Annotated in this window: 16 protein-coding genes; 12 read left to right on the top strand and 4 right to left on the bottom strand. The window is 69.7% G+C overall.

Going from position 1 to position 19,756, the window contains the following annotated elements:
* Nucleotides 1-213 precede the first annotated feature (213 nt).
* Nucleotides 214-2,115 (top strand): ATP-binding cassette domain-containing protein, encoded by a 1,902-nt coding sequence (locus ACFOPI_RS14650; protein ID WP_382175119.1) that lies wholly within the window; start codon nt 214-216, stop codon nt 2,113-2,115.
* A 32-nt stretch (nt 2,116-2,147) separates the two neighbouring features.
* Nucleotides 2,148-4,310 (top strand): ATP-binding protein, encoded by a 2,163-nt coding sequence (locus ACFOPI_RS14645; RefSeq protein WP_382175116.1) that lies wholly within the window; start codon nt 2,148-2,150, stop codon nt 4,308-4,310.
* On the opposite strand, the gene ACFOPI_RS14640 is transcribed toward ACFOPI_RS14645, so the two are convergent.
* Complete coding sequence (locus ACFOPI_RS14640; protein ID WP_382175114.1) at nt 4,288-5,748, bottom strand: aminotransferase-like domain-containing protein; 1,461 nt, start codon at nt 5,746-5,748, stop codon at nt 4,288-4,290. The genes ACFOPI_RS14645 and ACFOPI_RS14640 overlap by 23 nt on opposite strands.
* A gap of 122 nt (nt 5,749-5,870) precedes the next feature.
* Between ACFOPI_RS14640 and ACFOPI_RS14635 the strand changes: the two genes are divergently transcribed.
* From ACFOPI_RS14635 to ACFOPI_RS14600, 8 genes are read left to right on the top strand one after another with little or no spacing between them, the layout of a single operon-like run.
* Entirely contained in the window at nt 5,871-6,521 is a 651-nt protein-coding gene (locus tag ACFOPI_RS14635; RefSeq protein WP_382175111.1) for a LysE family translocator, read from the top strand.
* 26 nt (nt 6,522-6,547) lie between these two features.
* The gene (locus ACFOPI_RS14630) at nt 6,548-7,453 is read left to right on the top strand and encodes a DMT family transporter (RefSeq protein ID WP_382175108.1); all 906 of its coding nucleotides are present in this window, start codon (nt 6,548-6,550) and stop codon (nt 7,451-7,453) included.
* The gene (locus ACFOPI_RS14625; protein WP_382175105.1) at nt 7,450-7,818 is read left to right on the top strand and encodes a cupin domain-containing protein; all 369 of its coding nucleotides are present in this window, start codon (nt 7,450-7,452) and stop codon (nt 7,816-7,818) included. The genes ACFOPI_RS14630 and ACFOPI_RS14625 overlap by 4 nt, the downstream gene beginning before the upstream one ends.
* Before the next feature lie 29 nt (nt 7,819-7,847).
* Nucleotides 7,848-8,984, top strand: coding sequence for an aminotransferase-like domain-containing protein (locus ACFOPI_RS14620; RefSeq protein WP_382175124.1), 1,137 nt, complete (start codon nt 7,848-7,850; stop codon nt 8,982-8,984).
* 4 nt (nt 8,985-8,988) lie between these two features.
* On the top strand, nt 8,989-9,606 hold the full coding sequence (locus ACFOPI_RS14615; protein WP_382175102.1) for a glutathione S-transferase family protein: 618 nt from the start codon (nt 8,989-8,991) through the stop codon (nt 9,604-9,606).
* Nucleotides 9,607-9,623: 17 nt separating this feature from the next.
* The gene (locus tag ACFOPI_RS14610; protein ID WP_382175100.1) at nt 9,624-10,499 is read left to right on the top strand and encodes a PhzF family phenazine biosynthesis protein; all 876 of its coding nucleotides are present in this window, start codon (nt 9,624-9,626) and stop codon (nt 10,497-10,499) included.
* 37 nt (nt 10,500-10,536) lie between these two features.
* Nucleotides 10,537-11,028, top strand: a complete 492-nt coding sequence (locus tag ACFOPI_RS14605; protein ID WP_382175097.1) for a cupin domain-containing protein — start codon at nt 10,537-10,539, stop codon at nt 11,026-11,028.
* Nucleotides 11,029-11,035: 7 nt separating this feature from the next.
* Nucleotides 11,036-12,010, top strand: coding sequence for a threonine dehydratase (locus ACFOPI_RS14600; RefSeq protein WP_382175094.1), 975 nt, complete (start codon nt 11,036-11,038; stop codon nt 12,008-12,010).
* 66 nt (nt 12,011-12,076) lie between these two features.
* Here the strand turns inward: ACFOPI_RS14600 and ACFOPI_RS14595 are convergent, their stop codons facing one another.
* On the bottom strand, nt 12,077-14,416 hold the full coding sequence (locus tag ACFOPI_RS14595; protein ID WP_382175091.1) for a hybrid sensor histidine kinase/response regulator: 2,340 nt from the start codon (nt 14,414-14,416) through the stop codon (nt 12,077-12,079).
* A 180-nt stretch (nt 14,417-14,596) separates the two neighbouring features.
* Between ACFOPI_RS14595 and ACFOPI_RS14590 the strand changes: the two genes are divergently transcribed.
* Entirely contained in the window at nt 14,597-15,280 is a 684-nt protein-coding gene (locus ACFOPI_RS14590; protein WP_382175088.1) for a histidine phosphatase family protein, read from the top strand.
* An 84-nt stretch (nt 15,281-15,364) separates the two neighbouring features.
* On the opposite strand, the gene ACFOPI_RS14585 is transcribed toward ACFOPI_RS14590, so the two are convergent.
* Entirely contained in the window at nt 15,365-16,198 is an 834-nt protein-coding gene (locus ACFOPI_RS14585) for a creatininase family protein (protein ID WP_382175085.1), read from the bottom strand.
* A gap of 25 nt (nt 16,199-16,223) precedes the next feature.
* The gene (locus ACFOPI_RS14580) at nt 16,224-17,438 is read right to left on the bottom strand and encodes a class I SAM-dependent methyltransferase (protein WP_382175082.1); all 1,215 of its coding nucleotides are present in this window, start codon (nt 17,436-17,438) and stop codon (nt 16,224-16,226) included.
* A gap of 120 nt (nt 17,439-17,558) precedes the next feature.
* Here ACFOPI_RS14580 and ACFOPI_RS14575 point away from each other — a divergent pair, with 120 nt between their 5' ends.
* Entirely contained in the window at nt 17,559-19,733 is a 2,175-nt protein-coding gene (locus tag ACFOPI_RS14575) for a protein-disulfide reductase DsbD family protein (RefSeq protein WP_382175079.1), read from the top strand.
* Nucleotides 19,734-19,756: the final 23 nt, after the last annotated feature.

Below are 19,756 nucleotides of genomic sequence, written 5' to 3'. Positions count from 1 at the left end.
ACCTCACTCAACTGCGTCGAGCAATTCAGTCATCAGCGAAGCCTTGCAGTATACGACAGTTTTTCGGTCTTTGTCAAAAGCCGCGAAAAAATCTTTGCAGATGCGGTCTGCCTGCACCCTCGACCGGGGCCTGCTCTGTGCGCTCAGGCAGCCCCGCCTCTGGGCGCTGACGATAATGCTTTGCCCCTCTCACTGTCCCCTATCTATCTATATATGGCGCTCATTACTCTGCAGGATGCCCAGCTGGCCTATGGCCATGTGGCCCTGCTTGACCACACCGACTTTGCACTTGAGAGCCAGGAGCGGGTCGGACTGATCGGTCGCAACGGTACGGGCAAGTCCTCCCTCCTGAAGATGCTGGCCGGAATCGAAAAGCCCGACGACGGCACGCTCCAGGTGCAAACCGGATTGCGGATCGCCCATGTGCCGCAAGAGCCGGATCTGGATCCATCGGCCTCGGTGTTCGTGGCGGCCAGCCTGGGACTGGCTGAAGCCCGCCAAGCCAGGGACCTCTACCTCAGCGGAGCTGAAGGGCTGGACCTGGACTTGCTGCAGAGCAAGATTGAGGCGCTTGATGCATGGAACTGGGAGCAGCGGGTCGAAGAGACCCTGCATCGCCTCCATCTGGAGGGCTCACACACGGTGGGCCAGCTCTCCGGCGGCAACCGCAAGCGGGTGGCACTCGCCCAGGCCCTGGTAAGCCGCCCCGATGTACTGTTGCTGGACGAGCCGACCAACCACCTGGACATGGACAGCATCGCATGGCTGGAAGACCTGTTGCTGGAATACCGAGGCAGCGTGGTGACCATCAGCCACGACCGTGCCTTTCTCGACCGGGTGGTCACCCGCATGGTCGAGCTGGACCGGGGACGGCTGCTGAGCTACCCGGGCAACTTCGCCCAGTACCAGTTGCTCAAGGAAGAGCAACTGGCCCAGGAGGCCGTGATCAACGCCCGGGCAGACAAACTGCTGGCCCAGGAGGAGGTGTGGATCCGCAAGGGCGTGGAGGCGCGCCGCACTCGCGCACAGGGACGGATCACGCGGCTGGAGCGCCTGCGCGAACAGCGCGCCCAGCGGCGGGACGCCGTAGGACAGGTGCGGCTGGAGGTGGCCAGCGGAGGTGCCAGCGGCAAGATCGTCGCTGAACTGGACCGTGTGTCCAAGGCATTCCCCACGGCAGATGGAGGCACCCGCACGGTGGTGCGCGACTTCAGCGCCACCATCCTGCGCGGAGACAAGGTGGGGCTGATCGGTCCCAACGGCGCTGGCAAGACCACGCTGCTCAAGATGATCCTGGGAGAACTGCCCCCCGACCGCGGTACCGTGCGGCAGGGCAGCCAGATCAGCGTGGCCTATTTCGACCAGTTGCGCGACCAGGTGAACCTGGACGCCACGCTGGAGGACTTCATCAGCCCGGGCAGCGAGTGGATCGAAATCGGCAACCGCCGCACCCACGTCAAGAGCTACCTGAACGACTTCCTGTTTTCACCGGCCCGGGCCAACGCGCCGGTACGCACGCTATCCGGCGGCGAACGCAACCGCCTGCTGCTGGCGCGCCTGTTCGCCCGGCCGGCGAACGTGCTGGTGCTGGACGAACCGACCAACGACCTGGACATCGACACCCTGGAGCTGCTGGAGGACCTGCTGCAGCAGTACGAAGGCACGGTGTTCCTGGTCAGCCACGACCGGCGGTTTCTGGACAACGTGGTCACCAGCACCATCGTCAGCGAAGGCGATGGCGTCTGGCGGGAATACGTTGGCGACGTGGAGGACTGGCTGACCCAGTCGGCGCGTGCGCAGGAGCTGCAGCGACAGCGTGCGCCCGAACAGGCGGCCAAGCCGTCGGAGACAGTCGCAGCAGCCCCTGTTCCGGCCGGCGCTCCTGTCGCAGGTAAACGCAAGCTCAGCTACAAGGAACAACGCGAGTTCGATGCCCTGCCCGCGAAGATCAAGGCCCTGGAACAAGAACAGGCGGAGATCGACGCCGCCCTGGCCGACGGCCAGCTGTTTGCAACCGACGCAGCCCGCGCGACTCAACTCAGCGCCCGACATGCCGAAATAGAAGAGGAATGGATGCAGGCCCTGGAGCGCTGGCAGGCGCTGGGCGGCACCTGAACCCGGGCGACCGGCCGTCTCCCAGCACCGACATGCCCGACATTCCCCAACGCCTCGCCCTGGATCTGCAACGCGCGCAGCAGGATCTCCAGCGCGAACGCGAGCGCACCCAGAAGCTGCTGGCGGAACTGGACCGCCAGAACGCCGAGCTCGACCGCCTGCGCAGTTCGGTGCACCGCGAGTCGAACAGCCGCCTGCTGGCCGAAGAGGCGCTGGACGAGACGCGCGACCGGCTGCAGCTGGCCGTCGAGGCAGCCAGGCTGGCACTCTGGGACTGGCAGTTGCCCACACCCCAGGTGTTCCTGACGGCACGCTGGGGCGAGATGCTTGGCGATGTCGCGATGGAGGGCAACTGGAACATGGCCGACCTGCAGGCGCGCATCCACCCGGATGATCGTGAGGCGTTCGATGACCTGCACCGCCGGCTGCTGGCCAACGAGCTGCGGCACGCGGTGTCTCAGTACCGCGTCCGCACCAGCGACGGCTGGCTGTGGGTCGAGAACCATGCGATGGTGGCCGAGCACGATGCCCGAGGCCGTCCGCTGCGCCTGATGGGTACGCTGGCCGACATCGGCGAGCGCAAGCGCGCTGAGGCCGAGGGCGAGCGGGCCCGCCAGCTGGCCGAGCAGGCGAGCCGGGCCAAGAGCGAGTTCCTGGCCAACATCAGCCACGAAGTACGCACGCCGCTGAACGCCCTGATGGGCCTGACCCGGCTCTTGATGGACTCGCCGCTGAACACGGAACAGAAGAACTGGCTGGAGCTGATGGACAGCTCGGCACATGCGCTGCTGGGCCTGCTCAACGACGTGCTCGACCTCTCGCGCATCGAAGCCGGCAAGCTCAGCATCGAACGGATTCGCTTTGACCTGCACGAGGTGCTGCAGGACGTGGGGGCGCTCTACGCCGAACAGGCCCGTGCGAAGCCGCTGGCCTGGTCACTGGACATGGCGCCCGGACTGCCCCGGCACATGCAGGGCGACCCGGGACGGCTGCGCCAGGTGCTGTCCAACCTGCTGTCCAACGCCCTGAAATTCACACCACGTGGCGGGCGCATCCATGTCACCGCCGATGTCGTCCGTCACGGCGCCGCCTCCCGACTGCGCCTGCAGGTGCAGGACAGCGGCGTCGGCATCTCGCCCAAGCAGCAGGCCACCATCTTCGACGCCTTCACGCAGGCCGACGCCTCCACGGCGCGCCGGTTTGGCGGCAGCGGCCTGGGTCTGGCCATCTGTTCGCGCCTGGTGCGGCTGATGGGCGGTGAGATCGGCTTGCAGAGCGCGCTGGGCCAGGGCAGCACCTTCACGGTGACACTGCCCCTGGACGACACAAAGGCCACCGACCACGCCCCCCTGAGCGCTACCGCCGAACCGGACGGGATTGCGCAGGCGGGCGACCGCTTTGCCGGCCTGCGGGTGCTGGTGGCCGAAGACCACCCGGTCAACGAGCTGCTGATGCGCCAGCTGCTGCAACGCCTGGGTTGCACCGTGCTGCTGGCGCGCGACGGGGAACAGGCGGTGGAGCTGTGGTCCCGCGGCGGGGTGGACCTGGTGCTGATGGACGTCCAGATGCCCGGCACCAACGGCCTGCAGGCCACGCAGCGCATCCGCGAGCTGGAAGCCGCGCGCAGCCAGCCGCACACACCCATCGTTGCGGTGACGGCCAACGCCATGAGCGGTGACCGCGACACCTGCCTGGCCGCAGGCATGGACAGCTACACACCCAAGCCCGTGGAGCCGCAGACGTTGATGCGGGCCATGGACGAGGCGCTGCGGCGTGCCTCGGGGCAACCGGCACCAGCGCGTCTGCCAGAGGAGCCCGCCACGGAACCTCACACACCCGCCGCCGCCGGTGCGCTGGACGTGGCCAAGCTGCGCCGGCGCCTGGACGGCGACGAGGACACCCTGCGCCAGCTGGCCCAGGCCATGCGGACCGACCTGGCCGAACGGCTGCGGCAGTTGGCCCGTGCCCTGCAGACGCAGGATGCCGACCAGGCGGTCGCCCACGCCCACGGTCTCAAGGGATCGCTCGGCAGCATGACGGCCGAGCGCGGCGCACGGCTGGCCAAGGGCCTCGAACTGGCGGCGCTGGCCCGCGACTGGCGCCTGTTCGAACGCGCCCTGCCGCTGATGCAGGCCGAGGCGCAGGCACTGGACCAGGCCCTTGCGGCGCTGCTCAGCTCGCCAGCAGGCGCCTGAACACCTTCCAGAACGCCGCGTCCTGCGTGGTCGCGAAGTTGATGCGCATCAGCGTGCTGGGCGCGCGTGCGGCGTGGAACAGCGCCCCGGGCGCGATCAGGTAGTCCTCGTCCAGCATGCGCTGGGCCAACGCCTCGGTGTCCACACCCGTGTCGACCCAGCCGAACAGGCCCGAGGGTTCGGCCACGAAGCGGCAACCCGCCGCCTGCGCCAGCTTCACGCTGCGGGTGCGCGCAGCATCCAGCCGGGTGCGGATGCGCTCGGCGTGGCGGCGCAGCTGGCCGCTTTCGATGCAGTGCGCCAGCGCCCGCTCCAGCAGGCTCGGCGTGGTCAGCGTGGCCAGCAGCTTGGTGTCGAGCAGGCGCTCGGTCAGTTCCGGCGGCGCCACCAGATAGCCCACGCGCCAGTTGGGCGCGAGGATCTTGGCGAAGCCGCTGACATAGATCGTGCGACGCAGTCCGTCGAGCACGCTCATGCGGGTGGCGTGCTCGGGCGCGATGTGGCTGTACGTGTCGTCCTCGACGATGTGGAAATCGTGCTGCTGGGCCAGTTGTAGCACGCGGTGCGCGCTGGCCGGCGAGAGGCAGTAGCCGGTGGGGTTGTGCAACACGCTCACGCTCACGAACAGCTTGGGCGCGTGGGCCTCGCAGTAGCGCGCCATCACCGCCAGGTCGGGCCCGGCCGGGCCGCGTGGCACCGGCAGGATGCGCATGCCCAGCGCGTCCAGGCGCGCGAACTCCACGGCCCAGCCGGGCTCTTCCACCATCACCGCGTCGCCCGGCTTGAGCAGGGTGCGGCTGACGATGTCCAGCGCGTGCGTGGCCCCCACGGTGGTGATGATCTGCGCCGGGTCCGCCGGCAGCCCCAGGCCCTGCAGGCGCGAAGCCAGCACCCGCCGCAGATGCCCGTCGCCCAGCGGCTCGCCGTAGCGCAGCGAGCTCTCGGCCAGCGCCTTCTGGCCGCTGACCTTGCGCACCGCGGCGGGCATGAAGGTGGATTCGAGCCATTCGGGCGGCAGCACCCCCATGCCGGGCTGGGGCTGACTGCCGCTGGGGTGGAACATGCCGCGGATCAGCGTGGCGGCCGACAGCGGAGCGGCCATGCGCGGGGCGACGGGAGCGACCGGCGCCACGCCGCCGGCGTCGCGCAAGGGCGCCCGCTCGCGCACGAAGAAGCCCCGGTGGGGCCGCGCCTCGACCAGCCCCTGGGCCAGCAGCAGGTCGTAGGCTGCCACCACGGTGGACGGGTTCAGGCCGTGCTGGGCCGCGCACTGGCGCACGCTGGGCAGGCGCGCGCCGGGAGCGAGCAGTCGGTCGCGGATGCGTGCGGCAAAACGCTCGGCGAGCTGTTCGGTGAGCGTCTGGGCGGCGGTCCGGGTCAGCGCCGCAACCGCCGTGGCGTCCGGCGCGGCGTCTCTGGAATCCTTGCTATGGAACATGCGGTGTATGGCCCTCATGAACCACACAGATTCATTCCGTGACCCGGCCATCTGTATGGTTTGTGTATGGCCCGCGAGGATAAAGTGCATCGCATGTCCCCACAAGCCCCCACGGTGCAGCCATGACCGCCAGCGAGTTCAGCGCCCTGCTGGTGCTGGCCACGGCCACCAGCTTCACGCCCGGCCCCAACACCACGCTGTCCACGGCACTGGCGGCCAACGGCGGGCTGCCGCGTGCGCTGCGCTTCATCGCCGCGGTGCCTGTGGGCTGGGGCCTGCTGTTCACGCTGTGCGCGGCCGGCGTAGGTTCGCTGGTGGTGGCGGTGCCGGCGCTGCGCTGGGCCATCCTGCTCGGCGGCACCGGTTACCTGCTGTGGCTGGCGCGGCGGCTGTGGGGCAGCCGGTCTCTCAGTTCGGTGGACAGCTCGCGGTTGAACGTGGGCTTCTGGCAGGGCGTGGGCCTGCAGTTCCTCAACATCAAGGCCTGGATGCTGGCGCTGTCCATCGTCGCGGGCTGGATCGCAGGGCAACCCGACGCACAACAGCGCTTCGTCGCGGTGCTGCCGGTGCTGCTGGCTTTTGCCTTCTTCAGCAATCTCAGCTACGCGCTGGTCGGATCCCTGCTGCGCCACTGGCTGGCCGGGCCGGTGGTGAACGGACAACCCACGGGGGCACGGCTGCTGGTATTCAACCGGCTGATGGCGCTGGCCCTGTTGCTCACCGCGGCGTGGATGCTGCTGGGTGGTGACGGCCTGAGCGGCGGTGCGGCATGACTACCACCACGCTACCGCAACAACGCATGAGCTACGCCACCCTCGGTCTCTGGCTGGGTCTGGTCGGCGTGGTGGTGTTTGGCCTCACCCTGCCGATGACGCGGCTGGCCACCGGCACCGCCGACGTGCCCCAGCTCTCCCCCTGGTTCGTGACCTGGGCGCGCGCGGCGCTGGCCGGCGGGCTGTCTGCCATCTACCTGCTGGCCACGCGCTCGCGCCTGCCCACCACCGCTGAACGCGGGCCCTTGCTGCTCTCGCTGGCGGGCAACGCCATCGGCTACCCGCTGCTGTTGGGCTGGGCGTTGCGGCACGTGACGGCCAGCCACGCCGCCGTCATCACCGCCCTGCTGCCGCTGGCCACAGCCGCCGTCGCCGCCTGGCTGATGCACCAGCGCGCGCGCCTGGGTTTCTGGCTGTTCGCGGTGCTGGGCAGCGCCCTGGTGGTGGTCTACAGCCTGGTCCGCGCGGCGAAGGCGGGCCACGGCTTCGGTTTCGAGTGGGCCGACGCACTGCTGGTCGGCGCGGTGCTGGCCGCAGCGCTGGGCTATGTGGGCGGCGCGCGGGTCACGCCCACGCTGGGCGCCGAACGCGTGATCAGCTGGGTCTGCGTCATGGGCCTGCCAGTCACGATCCCCGGCGCGCTGCTGACCTGGCCCGAACAGCCCATCGCGCTGTCGGCCTGGCTGGCGCTGGGCTATGTGGGCGTGTTTTCCATGTGGGCCGGCTTCTTCGCCTGGTTCCGCGGACTGGCTCTGGGCGGCGCGCTGCGCGTGAGCCAGACCCAGCTGCTGCAGCCCTTCGTCAGCATCCTGGCCGCCGTGCCGCTGCTGGGCGAATCGCTGGACCTGATCACGCTGGGCTTTGCCCTGGCAGTGGTCGCGACCGTCTTCATGGGCCGGCGCATGGCCGCACCAACACAAGGCCCGCGATGAACAGCGCACCGCTCAAAGCAGACTTTCAGGCGCTGCTGGCCACGCTGCCGCAGCCCGCGAGCGGCCACTACCCGCAGGCCACGCCCTTCGTGGAGGCCCTGGCCCACGGCAGCCTGAACGTGGAGCTGTTCGCGCCCGCCACCTCGCAGCTCGGTCGCGACATCCAGCAGCCCCACATGCAGGACGAGCTGTACGTGGTGCAGCGCGGCCGCTCGGGGTTCTGGCGCGACGGCCAGACCGAGACCGTGGGGGCCGGCGATATCCTGTTCGTCCCCGCGGGCGTTGCGCACCGCTTCGAAAACTTCAGCCCCGACTTTGTCACCTGGGTCGTGTTCTACGGCCCCATCCACGGAGAAAAACCTTGACCTGGACCCTCGCAAAACGCGCCCACAAGATGAACCCCTCGGTGATCCGCGAGATCCTCAAGGTCACGGAGAAGCCCGGCATCATCAGCTTTGCCGGCGGCCTGCCCTCGCCCAAGACCTTCCCGGTCCAGGCCTTCGCCGCCGCCTGCGACGACGTGCTGAAAACCGACGGCGCCGCCGCACTGCAGTACGCTGCCAGCGAGGGCCTGCCGGCCCTGCGCGAGTGGATCGCGAAGCAACTGCCTTGGGACGTGAGCCCGGACCAGGTGCTCATCACCACCGGCAGCCAGCAGGGCCTGGACCTGGTGGCCAAGGTGCTGATCGACGAGGGCAGCACGGTGCTGGTGGAAACGCCCACCTACCTGGGCGCGCTGCAGGCCTTCACCCCGATGGAACCGGCCATCGTGAGCGTGAACAGCGACGACGAAGGCATCGACGTGGCCGACCTCGCCAAGAAGGCGCCAGGCGCACGCTTCCTCTACGTGCTGCCCAACTTCCAGAACCCCACCGGCCGCACCATGAGCGAGGCGCGCCGCCAGGCCCTGGTGGACGCTGCACAGGCCACCGGCCTGCCGATCATCGAAGACAACCCCTACGGCGACCTCTGGTTCGACCAGCCTCCGCCGAAGCCGCTGACCGCGCGCAACCCCGAAGGCGGCATCTACCTAGGCTCGTTCTCCAAGGTGCTGGCGCCCGGCCTGCGCCTGGGCTATGTGGTGGCCCCCAGGGCCATCATGCCCAAGCTGCTGCAGGCCAAGCAGGCGGCCGATCTGCACAGCCCGACCTTCAACCAGCGCATGGTGGCCGAGGTGCTCAAGGACGGTTTCATCGACCGCCACGTGCCCACCATCCGCGCGCTCTACAAGCACCAGTGCGCGGTGATGCTGGACGCGCTGAAAATCGAAATGGCCGGCCTGGACGTGCAGTGGAACTCGCCCGTGGGTGGCATGTTCCTGTGGGCGCGCCTGCCCGAGGGCGTGCATGCGGTGGACCTGCTGCCCAAGGCCGTGGACAAGGGCGTGGCCTTCGTGCCCGGCGCCGCGTTCTACGCCGACCAGGGCGACCCGCGCACCATGCGCCTGTCGTTCGTGACGGCGAGCGAAGACCAGATCCGCATCGGTATCAAGGCGCTGGCCGACGCCATCCGCGAAGCCGTCAAGGACTGAAGCCATGCTGCGCATCTGGGGCCGCCTGAGTTCGATCAATGTGCGCAAGGTGGTGCTGTGCGCGCAGGTGCTCGGACTCGACATCGAGCGTATCGATGCGGGTCTGAGCTACGGCGTGGTGAACACGCCGGACTACCGCGCCAAGAACCCCAACGGCCTGGTGCCGCTGCTGGAAGACGGCGACTTCACGCTCTGGGAGTCGAACGCCATCGTGCGTTATCTGTGTGCACGAGAAGCGTCACCGCTGTACCCGCAAGACCTGCAGCGCCGCGCCGACGCCGAGCGCTGGATGGACTGGCAGCAGACCACGCTCAACCCGGCCGGCAGCCCCGGCTTCAAACAGCTGATCCGCACGCCCGAAGCGCAGCGCGACCCGGCCGTCATCGCCGCGTCCATGGCCGCGACCGAGCCGCTGTTCGCACAGCTCGACGAGCACCTGGCGCGCCAGCCTTTCATGGCGGGCGAGGCGCTGACCATGGCCGATATCCCCATCGCCTGCGAGGTCCACCGCTGGTGGGGCCTGCCGCAGCCGCGCCCCGCCTGGCCGCATCTGGAGCGCTGGTACGCGCAGTGGCTGGCCCTGCCCGCCAGCCGCGGTGTGCTCGACCTGCCCCTGTCCTGACCCCACGGAGAGCCTTCATGCAGCAACGCCCCTTCAAACAGGTGGACGTGTTCACCACCACACCCTACCGCGGCAACCCGCTGGCGGTGGTGCTGGACGGCAGCGGCCTCTCGACCGCCGAGATGCAGCACTTCACCAACTGGACCAACCTGTCGGAGTGCACCTTCCTGCTGCCGCCCACCGATGAAGGCCGGGCCCACGGCGCCGACTACCGCGTGCGCATCTTCTGCCCGGGCCGCGAGCTGCCGTTTGCCGGCCATCCCACGCTGGGCAGCTGCCACGCCTGGCTCGAAGCCGGTGGCGTGCCGCGCGGTGAACACGTGGTGCAGGAATGTGGCGTGGGTCTGGTGAAACTGCGCCGCGACGGCGACCGCTTGGCCTTTGCCGCGCCCCCGCTGATCAAGAGCGGCCCGCTGGAAGAAGCCGATGTTCAGCTCATCGCCCGCGGCCTGGGTGTGGCGCGCGATGACATCACCGCGCACGCCTGGTGCGACAACGGCCCCAACTGGCGCGGCGTGATGCTGCGCAGCGCGGAGCAGGTGCTGGCTTTGAAGCCCGATGCAGCGGTGCTGGCCGGGCTGGACATCGGTGTGGTGGGTCCGCGCGGCAAGGTCGGCGTGGTCGGGCCGCAAGACACGGGCGACACGCAGTTCGAGGTGCGAGCCTTCTTCCCGGGAAACAACGGCCTGACCGAGGACCCGGTCACCGGCAGCCTGAACGCGGCGCTGGCGCAGTGGCTGATCGGCGCCGGCCTGGCGCCCGAGCGCTACGTGGCCGCGCAAGGTACGGCCCTGGCGCGCGAGGGCCGGGTGCACATTCAACGCGACGCCGACGGCACGATCTGGGTCGGCGGCGCATCGGTGACCTGCGTGGAAGGTCGCGTGCGCCTCTGATCCCCACGTGGTGGCGCAATCCCGAAGGAGGTGGTTCATGAGCGACACAGAGAACTCCGGCACCCCGGCGGCCGTGGCCGCCCGCGAGGTTCCGGTGCGCAGCAAGCCCTCGGTCTACCCCGAGCCTTTCGCCTCGCGCATGGCAGGCCGCGAGAAGCGCGCCCTGGGTGAGCGGTTCGGCCTGACGAACTTCGGCGTCAACCTCACCACACTGCGACCCGGCGCCGCGTCCAGCCTGCGGCATGCACACACCCGGCAGGACGAATTCATCTACGTGCTGGCCGGCACCCCCACCCTGCACACGAACGCAGGGTCCCAGGTGCTGCAACCGGGCGACTGCGCCGGTTTCAAGGCCGGCACGGGCGATGCCCACCGGCTGACCAACGACAGCGACGAAGACGTGCTCTATCTGGAGGTCGGTGACAGGACGCCCGGCGACGAGGGGCACTACCCGGACGACGACCTGAAGGCCGAGCAGCACGATGGACAGTGGAGATTTCTGCACAAGGACGGCACCCCCTATGCCTGAGCCCGCCATGACGACGACCCTGCCCACGCTGGCCGACATCGAAGCCGCCGCCCAGGTCGTCTACCGCAGCTTCCCGCCCACGCCGCAGTACCGCTGGGGCCTGCTGAGCGAACGGCTGGGCACCGGCTGCTGGCTCAAGCACGAGAACCACACGCCAGTGGGCGCCTTCAAGATCCGGGGCGGGCTGACCTATTTCGACCAGCTGCAACAGCGCGGCGAGTGGCCGCGCGAGGTGATCAGCGCCACGCGCGGCAACCACGGCCAGAGCATCGGCTGGGCGGCGCGCGAACACGGCGTGCGCTGCACCATCGTCGTGCCGCGCGGCAACTCGGTGGAGAAGAACGCGGCCATGCGCGCGCTCGGCGTCGACCTGATCGAACACGGCGACGACTTCCAGGAAAGCCGCGAGCACGCGATGCGGCTGGCGGCCGAACGCGGTGCCCACATGGTGCCCAGCTTCCACCGCGACCTGCTGCGCGGCGTGAGCACCTACTGGTGGGAATTCTTCAAGGCGGCGCCGCAGGTCGACGTGGTCTATGTGCCCATTGGTCAGGGTTCGGGCGCGTGTTCGGCCATCGCCGCGAAACAGGCCCTGGGCCACCGCGCGCGCATCGTCGGCGTGGTCAGCGCGCACGCCACCACCTACGCCGACTCCGTCGCGGCTGGGCAGGTGGTGGAAGCGCCGGTGACCACGCAGCTGGCCGACGGCATGGCCTGCCGCGTGGCCGACGCCGAAGCGCTGGCGATCCTCGCACCGGCGCTGGACCACATCGTGAAGGTGACGGACGACGAGGTCGCCCAGGCCATGCGCGCCCTATTCGCCGATACCCACAACGTCGCCGAAGGCGCCGGCGCCGCCGCTTTCGCAGCCGCGATGCAGGAAAAAGAAACGCTGAGAGGCCTGAACGTCGGCCTCAGCCTCAGCGGCGGCAACGTGGACAGCGAACAGTTCGCCAAGGTTCTGTCCGGCGCACGTGCCTGATGCAAGGATGCGGTGGAACCGGCTTCGCCGGGCCACTCGCATCGCCCCCTGGGGGGTGACCCGCCGTCAGGCGGGGCGCGGGGGGGACACCAACCGTGCCACGACCTCGCAGAACGCCTCCACCGCGTCGGTCTTGAACACCACCTCGGTGACGCCCACCGCGGCCGCTTCGGCCTGCAGCTCATCGCTGATGTAGCCCGAGGCCACCGCCACCGGCAGGGCGGGGTTGATAGACAGCACCTCGCGCGCCACGTCGATGCCCGACATGCCGGGCATGTTGTAGTCCGTCATCAGCAGCTGGAAGCCCTGCGGCTGGGCGCGCACCGCATCGATCGCCTCCTGCTGGTCGCAGACCGCCGTGACCTTGTAGCCGCGGCGCTCCAGCAGACGGCGCACCAGGAACACCAGGGTGTCGTCATCGTCCAGATACAGGATGTGGGCGGGGGCGGCGCTGGATTCTTCGGACATGGCTGGGGACTCCACTGAAATGGTGGCGGCGGGCGGCGACGGCTCGTCGCTGGGAATGGGGGCCATTGTGCCGCCATCAGAGAAGACCACTTCCGGTGCCGTTTCGGGTGCCGGCGGTTTGTCGGTGATGGCCGGGAAATACAGGGTGAAGGTGGTGCCTTCGCCCAGGCGGCTGTCGACCGTGATCGCGCCACCGTGGGCCTCGACAATGCCGAGCACCATCGGCAGCCCCAACCCCGTGCCCTGGCCCACGCCCTTGGTGGTGAAGAAGGGCTCGAAGATGCGCGCGCGCGTGGCGTCGTTCATGCCGCAACCGTCGTCGCTCACGACGATGCGGACCGCGCCCGCGCCGCCGCGCCGGCAAGGCTCCTGCAGCGCCGGCGGCAGCGCCGGGTCGTCCAGCCCGACGGCGTCGATCCGGAAACCGATCCGGCCCGCCCGCCCCTGCAGCGCGTGCACGGCGTTGGTCCCCAGGTTGAGCAGCACCTGCCCCAGCCGGGTCGGGTCGGCCAGGATGGCGTGGCCGTTCGGCGCCACCTCCTTGACCAGCTGGACGTTGGAGCCGATGGCGGTCCGCAGCAGACTGCAGGTTTCGGTGACGATGGTGTCGGGGCAGACCGGCGTGCGCGCCAGCGGCTGCTGGCGACTGAAAGCCAGGATCTGGCGCACCAGCTCGCGCCCGCGCCGCGCCGCACTGCTGATCTCGTGCAGGCTCTGGCGCGCCGGGTTGCTTGGCGCCAGGTCCTGGCGCGCCAGGTCGGCATTGCCCAGGATCGCGGCCAGGATGTTGTTGAAGTCGTGCGCCACGCCACCGGCCAGCGTGCCCAGCGCCTCCATCTTCTGCGACTGCGCCAGCTGTTGCTCCAGAGCGCGCTGCTGCTGCTGCATCTGGCGCAGCGCCGTGATGTCGACAAAGGTGAACACCACATGGCGCAGGCCGCCGATGGCGTCGTTCTCCGGATAGGCGTTGCACAGCGCCCAGCGCAGCTCGCCCGTGTCACCGGTGCGGATGCCGGCCACCACGTCGCTGACCGGCTGGCCGCTGGCCAGCACGCGCTCGAACGGTATTTCATGTCGCGGCATGCGCGCCCCATTCTCGCCGAGCAGCTGCCAGTCCGGTATCTGCGGAAGGGAACCGGGGTCGTCGCTATCACCGGGCCAGCCGAAGAAGCGCCGCGCCGCACGATTGGCTGAGACGATGTGCTGATCGGCCTCGAACACCACCACGCCTGCCCCCAGATTGCTCACCAGCGCGCGCGAATCGGCAGCCCGCTCTGCCATGGCCAGACGGGCCTGGTCGGCCTCCTGCCGCAAGCGCAGCGAGACCAGTGCGCTGAACAGCAGCACGCGCAGGAACTTGGTCATCAGGAACACAAGGATGAAACCGGCCGCGACACTGTCCAGCGCCCGGCTCGCGAACACCACCCAGCCCGAGACCGCGAGCAGCAGCGCCAGCTCGAACGCCGTGAGCAGGGCCAAGGCCCGGTACTCCGGCGCGAGGCCCGGGGTACGCTCGTGCAACAGGTCGTACAGCACCAGCGCCGCCAGCACGACCATGGTCAGGGCATAGACCATCTGGTGGCCCGAGGGATCATCCCCGCGCATCGCCAGGCCCACCTGCAGCACCAGTTGCAGCGCCAGCAGAGCAGTCAGCGTCCGCCAGGGCATGGTCATCCGGAGGTAGGCGCGCAGGCCGATCCACGCGCAGGCGTGGGAGCCAAACAGCATGACGCCGGCCAGCCCGGCCGCGAACGCGTTGCCGCCACCAATGCGCGCCATCATCAACAGCGAACCGACAATGCTCAGCACCGCACCGAGCGACCACCATCCCGGACCTCCGATGCCGGGATAGCGGCGCATCTGGCCCCAGAAGGCCACGGCGATGAGGGCGTCCACGCCCAGCCGCACGAGCAGGAGCGTGGGCAGGTCAGGCAACATGAGCCATTGACGGGACAGACATGGCGCTCATTGAAGCACGACCGGAGGCTCAAGGTTCGTGTCAAAACGAACGGAAATGGCCGCCATTTCCGGCTTGAGCCGACCGGCGTGGCGTCTGCGCGACCCGCAGTCGCTGCGGGGACAAAGACCTGGCGCGGGCTGCGAACAGAATCCCGCCCCATGGGAACCCTCTACCTCGTGCGCCACGGCCAGGCCTCTTTCGGAGCCGCCGACTACGACCAGCTCAGCGACCTGGGCCAGCGCCAGAGCGAGCGCCTGGGCCGCTACTGGGCCGAACGCGGGCTGCGCTTCGATGCAGTGATCACCGGCACGCTGCGCCGCCACGCCCAGACCTGGGCCGGCATCGCGCGCGGCGCGGGGCTGGAGCTGTCGCCGCTGGAATGGCCGGGGCTCAACGAATACGACAGCGGGGCGGTGATCCGCGCCATCCTGCCCGGCCGGGGCGAGACCTCGCTGGGCGACCCGCACAGCCCCGAGGGCTACAAGGCGCACTTTCGCCTGCTGCGCGACGGCCTGCGGCAGTGGATGGCCGGCACCATCAGCCCCGACGGCATGCCCCGCTACACCGACTTCGTGCACGGCGTGACCAGCGCGCTGGAGCATGTGCGCGCGCACCACGCGGGGCAGAACGTGCTGCTGGTCTCCAGCGGCGGGCCGATCGCGACCGCCGTTGGCCATGTGCTGGGACTGAGCCCGGACGCCACCATCGACCTGAACATGCGCATCCGCAACAGCGCGGTGACCGAGTTCCAGTTCAACCCCAAGCGCCACCACCTGCTGACCTACAACACGCTGCCGCACCTGGACAGCATCGAGCTTCGCGACTGGATCACGTACGCGTAACCCCCCTGCGCCGCTTCGCGTCTTCCCCCCAGGGGGACCACACCAGTGGCCCGGCAAAGCCGGTTCCACGGTGCGTTCTGGACACTAGGAAAAGGCGGTCTGCTCGCGCAGGGTGTCGGGCGGCAGTTGGTCGATCTCCGCCAACGCCTGGGCCAGCGCCCGGCCGGCCGCGTCCAGCAGCGCACGCCCCTTCTCCGCCGTGGCCGCCGCGGCGTTGCCCACCGCGCCATTGGCGTTGTAGTCCTGCATCATCCAGCCGAGCTTGGCGCTGCGGCCGTTGCCCAGCGTGGCAAAGCGCTCGGCGCGGTCCTGCGAGCTGGATCGGAAGTACTCGGCCCGGTCCATGCGCACGCGCTCTGGCCGCAGCGCCAGCATCATCGAGGTCTCGATCTCGCCGGCATGGATGCCGAAGCGGTGTTCGTCGGCGCTGAACAGCGCATTCACGTCCTGCCCCTGGGCGTCCAGAAGCGGCAGGCCGAACCAGTTGACGCTGTAGACCAGCATCGAGAGCCGCGCCCGCAGGTCGCGCGCCACCAGGTCCAGCGCGCCCACCTGGCCGCCGTGGCTGTTGAGCAGCACCAGCTTTTTCACGCCGCTGGCGGCCACTCCCTCGCCGATTTCGGTCCAGACGCGGACCAGCGTCTCGGCCTTGAACGTGAGGGTGCCGGCAAACCGCGTGTGCTCGGGAGAAAAACCGACGGTCTGCGTTGGCAGGAACAGCGCCGGCAGGTCGCGCGCGAGGTGCGGCAGCGCTGCGGCCACCACGCCGTTCACGATGTCGGTGTCCACCGACAGCGGCAGGTGCGGCCCGTGCTGTTCGGTCGCGGCCACAGGCAGCACCGCGATGGCGCGCTCGCGGTTCAGTGCGGCGAAGTCGGCGGTGGACAGGTCGGACCAGAAGCGGATCGGGGCGTTCATGTGCCGGAGTGTAGGCCCGCCCGTTTCACGGGTACATCCAGTGCCGCGACCAGGGCAGGCCCTGCGCCGAGAGCCCCGCCGGCCGACACAGCACCTGGTAGATGGCGACCTCGTCGTGCTCGAAGGCCCAGGTGCAACCGGCCAGGTAGATGCGCCAGATGCGCCAGCGCTTCTCGTCCACCAGCGGGCGGACCTGCGCCGCGTGCGCCTCGAAGGCCTCGCTCCAGAGCTGGGTGGTGCGCTGGTAGTGGCGGCGCAGGTTCTCCACGTCCAGCGCCTCCAGCCCGCCTTCCTGCAGCGTGCGCAGCACGGTGCCGATGTGCGGCAGCTCGCCGCGCGGGAACACGTAGCGGTGGATGAACTGGCCTCCGCCGTGGCGCGTCTCGCCGTCGTGCGCGTCGGTGCTGGTGATGCCGTGGTTCATGGCCCAGCCGTCGGGCTTGAGCAGCTCGCGGATGCGGCCGAAGTACGCCGCCAGGTGGTCCAGCCCCACGTGTTCGAACATGCCCACGCTGGTGATGCGATCGAACGGGCCGTCGGCCACGTCGCGGTAGTCCTGCAGCCGGATCTGGACCCGGTCCTGCAGCCCGGCCGCCCGCACCCGTTCGGTCGCCAGCTCGAACTGGTTCCGCGACAGCGTCACGCCCACGCAGCGCGCGCCGAAGCGCTGCGCCGCCCGCAGCACCAGCGCGCCCCAGCCGCAGCCGATGTCCAGCAGGCGCTGGCCTGGCGCCAGGCGGATCTTGCGCAGGATGTGGTCGATCTTCTTCTCCTGCGCCTGGTCCAGCGTCTCGTCGCCCTGCTCGAAATAGGCGCACGAATAGACCATGCCCTCGCCCAGCCAGGGGCGGTAGAAGTCGTTGGAGACGTCGTAGTGGTACTGGATCGCCTCGCTGTCGCTCTCGCGTGTGTGACCGAAGCGGCGGCGGATGCGACCCAGCAGTCCGCTGGTCGGCTGGGCGCTGGCCGCCAGCCCGTGGGCCACCTCGACGATGTCGGACAGTCGCCCGTCCACATCGACCAGCCCTTCGACATAGGCCTGGCCCAAGGTGTCCAGCCCGGGTTCGATCAGCAGTGGCCAGGCCGCCGCCCCGTGTACCCTGATCTCGACCGTCGGCGCCTCACCCAGCGCCACCGTCGACGCACCGTCCGTCCCCCAGCGCAGGCGCACCGGCACATTGGCTTCGCGCCGCACCCGCTCGGCCCAGCTCTGCAGTGCCCGCTCCAGCATCGATCCCATGGCGCATCTCCCGTGAGGTCAACGCCCGGGTTGTAACATTTGCCGGCCGCTGCCGCACCCCCTGAGGAACTTGGCGCGCCCGGCTCCCTCCTACCTCGGCGCCCTTCCACCCCACTCCCCATGCGTTTCCTGCCCACCCTCCTCGCCCTCCTGCTGCTGCCCCTGGCAGGCTTCGCACAGAACCTGCTCGGCGGCGACGCCACCGTGGTCAAGACCGACCAGGTGCGCGCCGAACTGATGGCGCACGCGCCCGAAGGCGCCGCCCCCGGCGCGAAGGTCTGGGTCGGACTGCAGCTGACCCACGCACCCGAGTGGCACACCTACTGGAAGAACTCGGGTGATTCGGGTCTGCCGACCGATTTGCAATGGACCCTGCCGCCCGGTGTGACCGCCGGCGAGATCGCCTGGCCGACACCGCGCAAGTTCCCCATCGGCCCACTGGCCAACTACGGCTACAACGGCACGGTGCTGCTTCCGGTGCCGCTGACCGTGTCGCCCGACTTCCAGGGCCAGCAGCTGGACGTGAAGCTGCAGGCGGCGTGGCTGGTCTGCCGCAAGGAGTGCATCCCGGAAGAGGGCTCGTTTTCTCTGCGCATCCCGGTCATGGGCTCGACCGGGCTGAACGGCGCCGCCTTCGACGCCGCGTTCAGCGCAGCCCCCAAGGACCAGGCCGCCGCCGCCAGCGCGCTGACGCCCGAGGCCGGGTTCCTCAATGTCTCGCTCGACGCCCTGCCCGCCGCCTGGAAGGGCCAGAAGCTGGAGTTCTACCCCGAGCCCACCGGCCTGATTGACCCCGGCGCGCCCTGGACCCAGGCCTGGGACGGCGCGCGCTGGACGGCGAAGATTCCCCTGTCGGCGCAACGCGGGGACAGCCCCGCCGAGGTCGCCCTGGTGGTGGCGCAGGCCGACGCGCCCGGCGAGGGCCCGGGCCTGGCCGGCGTGCGAATGACCGTACCGGTGAAGGGCACCTGGCCGCCGGTGGCGGCCCTGCCAGCGGCCGGCGTCTCGCCCGCGCTGCAGGCGGCGCTGGACGCCAACGCCGCGCGCGCCGCGGCCGCACCGGCGGCCGGCGCCTCGACGCTGACGCTGGGCGCTGCGCTGCTGGGCGCGCTGATCGGTGGCCTGATCCTCAACCTCATGCCCTGCGTCTTCCCGGTGCTGGCGATCAAGGTGCTGGCGTTCGCGAAACACGCGGATGATCGCGCCGCCCACCGCCGGTCGGGCCTGGCCTACACCGCCGGGGTGGTGGTGTCCTTCCTCGCGCTGGGCGGCCTGCTGCTGGCGCTGCGCGCGGCCGGCGAACAGCTGGGCTGGGGCTTCCAGCTGCAGAGCCCAGCCGTGGTCGCCGGGCTGGCGGTGCTGTTCACGCTGATCGGCCTGAACCTCGCCGGCCTGTTTCAGTTCGGCCATGTGCTGCCGTCCGGCCTGGCCAGCCTGCAGGCGAAGAACCCGACCGCCGACGCGTTCCTGACTGGCGTGCTCGCGGTCGCCGTCGCTTCGCCCTGCACCGCCCCCTTCATGGGCGCCTCGCTCGGCCTGGCCGCCACGCTGCCCGCCGCCCAGGCGCTGGCGGTGTTCGGCGTGCTCGGCCTGGGCATGGCCCTGCCCTACCTGGCCGCGAGCTGGTGGCCCGTCATCGCGCGCGCGCTGCCGCGGCCCGGCGCCTGGATGGAACGCTTCCGCCAGTTCATGGCCTTCCCGATGTTCGCCACCGTGGTCTGGCTGCTCTGGGTGCTGGGACAGCAGAGCGGCATCGACGGCGCCGCCGCGCTGCTGATGCTGCTGCTGGCGATGGCGTTGCTGGTCTGGTCGCTCGGCCTCTCGGGCAAGGGGCGCGTGGTGCTGGGCGGCCTGTCGGCTGCGGCGCTGGTCTGGTTGGGTGTGGCCGTCGGCCCGAACGTGACCCGGCTGCAAGAGAGCGGCCCGGCCACCGTGGCAGAAACCGGTGTGCAGGGCGTGAGCTGGCAGCCCTGGAGCGCCGAGAAACTGAGCGCGCTGCAGGCCGAGGGCCGACCGGTGTTCGTCGACTTCACCGCCGCCTGGTGCGTCACCTGCCAGTTCAACAAGCGCAACGCCCTGGCCGACGAAGGTCTGCTGCAGGACATGGCTGCGAAAAACGTCGCCCTGCTGCGCGCCGACTGGACGCGCCGCGACCCGGCCGTGACCGCCGCGCTGGCGCAGCTCGGTCGCAATGGGGTGCCGGTGTACGCGATCTACAAGAACGGCCAGCCACCCGTGGTGCTGACCGAAGTGCTGAGCGTGGGGGAGGTTCGTACCGTGCTGCAAGGGCTCTGACCCCGCAGCGTCGCCGTTTCAAT

The organism is Hydrogenophaga luteola, from assembly GCF_042648585.1.
In the GTDB taxonomy this organism is placed as follows: domain Bacteria; phylum Pseudomonadota; class Gammaproteobacteria; order Burkholderiales; family Burkholderiaceae_C; genus Hydrogenophaga; species Hydrogenophaga luteola.
Note: the sequence above shows the minus strand (reverse complement) of the source record. Positions and strands in the feature narration are given on the sequence as shown.

Coding starts and splice junctions, on each gene's coding strand:
- ACFOPI_RS14575 (WP_382175079.1), top strand. CDS start 17,559: ATGCGTTTCCTGCCCACCCTCCTCGCCCTCCTGCTGCTGCCCCTGGCA.
- ACFOPI_RS14650 (WP_382175119.1), top strand. CDS start 214: ATGGCGCTCATTACTCTGCAGGATGCCCAGCTGGCCTATGGCCATGTG.
- ACFOPI_RS14590 (WP_382175088.1), top strand. CDS start 14,597: ATGGGAACCCTCTACCTCGTGCGCCACGGCCAGGCCTCTTTCGGAGCC.
- ACFOPI_RS14615 (WP_382175102.1), top strand. CDS start 8,989: ATGCTGCGCATCTGGGGCCGCCTGAGTTCGATCAATGTGCGCAAGGTG.
- ACFOPI_RS14630 (WP_382175108.1), top strand. CDS start 6,548: ATGAGCTACGCCACCCTCGGTCTCTGGCTGGGTCTGGTCGGCGTGGTG.
- ACFOPI_RS14595 (WP_382175091.1), bottom strand. CDS start 14,416: ATGTTGCCTGACCTGCCCACGCTCCTGCTCGTGCGGCTGGGCGTGGAC.
- ACFOPI_RS14600 (WP_382175094.1), top strand. CDS start 11,036: ATGACGACGACCCTGCCCACGCTGGCCGACATCGAAGCCGCCGCCCAG.
- ACFOPI_RS14620 (WP_382175124.1), top strand. CDS start 7,848: ATGAACCCCTCGGTGATCCGCGAGATCCTCAAGGTCACGGAGAAGCCC.
- ACFOPI_RS14585 (WP_382175085.1), bottom strand. CDS start 16,198: ATGAACGCCCCGATCCGCTTCTGGTCCGACCTGTCCACCGCCGACTTC.
- ACFOPI_RS14635 (WP_382175111.1), top strand. CDS start 5,871: ATGACCGCCAGCGAGTTCAGCGCCCTGCTGGTGCTGGCCACGGCCACC.
- ACFOPI_RS14605 (WP_382175097.1), top strand. CDS start 10,537: ATGAGCGACACAGAGAACTCCGGCACCCCGGCGGCCGTGGCCGCCCGC.
- ACFOPI_RS14625 (WP_382175105.1), top strand. CDS start 7,450: ATGAACAGCGCACCGCTCAAAGCAGACTTTCAGGCGCTGCTGGCCACG.
- ACFOPI_RS14580 (WP_382175082.1), bottom strand. CDS start 17,438: ATGGGATCGATGCTGGAGCGGGCACTGCAGAGCTGGGCCGAGCGGGTG.
- ACFOPI_RS14610 (WP_382175100.1), top strand. CDS start 9,624: ATGCAGCAACGCCCCTTCAAACAGGTGGACGTGTTCACCACCACACCC.
- ACFOPI_RS14645 (WP_382175116.1), top strand. CDS start 2,148: ATGCCCGACATTCCCCAACGCCTCGCCCTGGATCTGCAACGCGCGCAG.
- ACFOPI_RS14640 (WP_382175114.1), bottom strand. CDS start 5,748: ATGTTCCATAGCAAGGATTCCAGAGACGCCGCGCCGGACGCCACGGCG.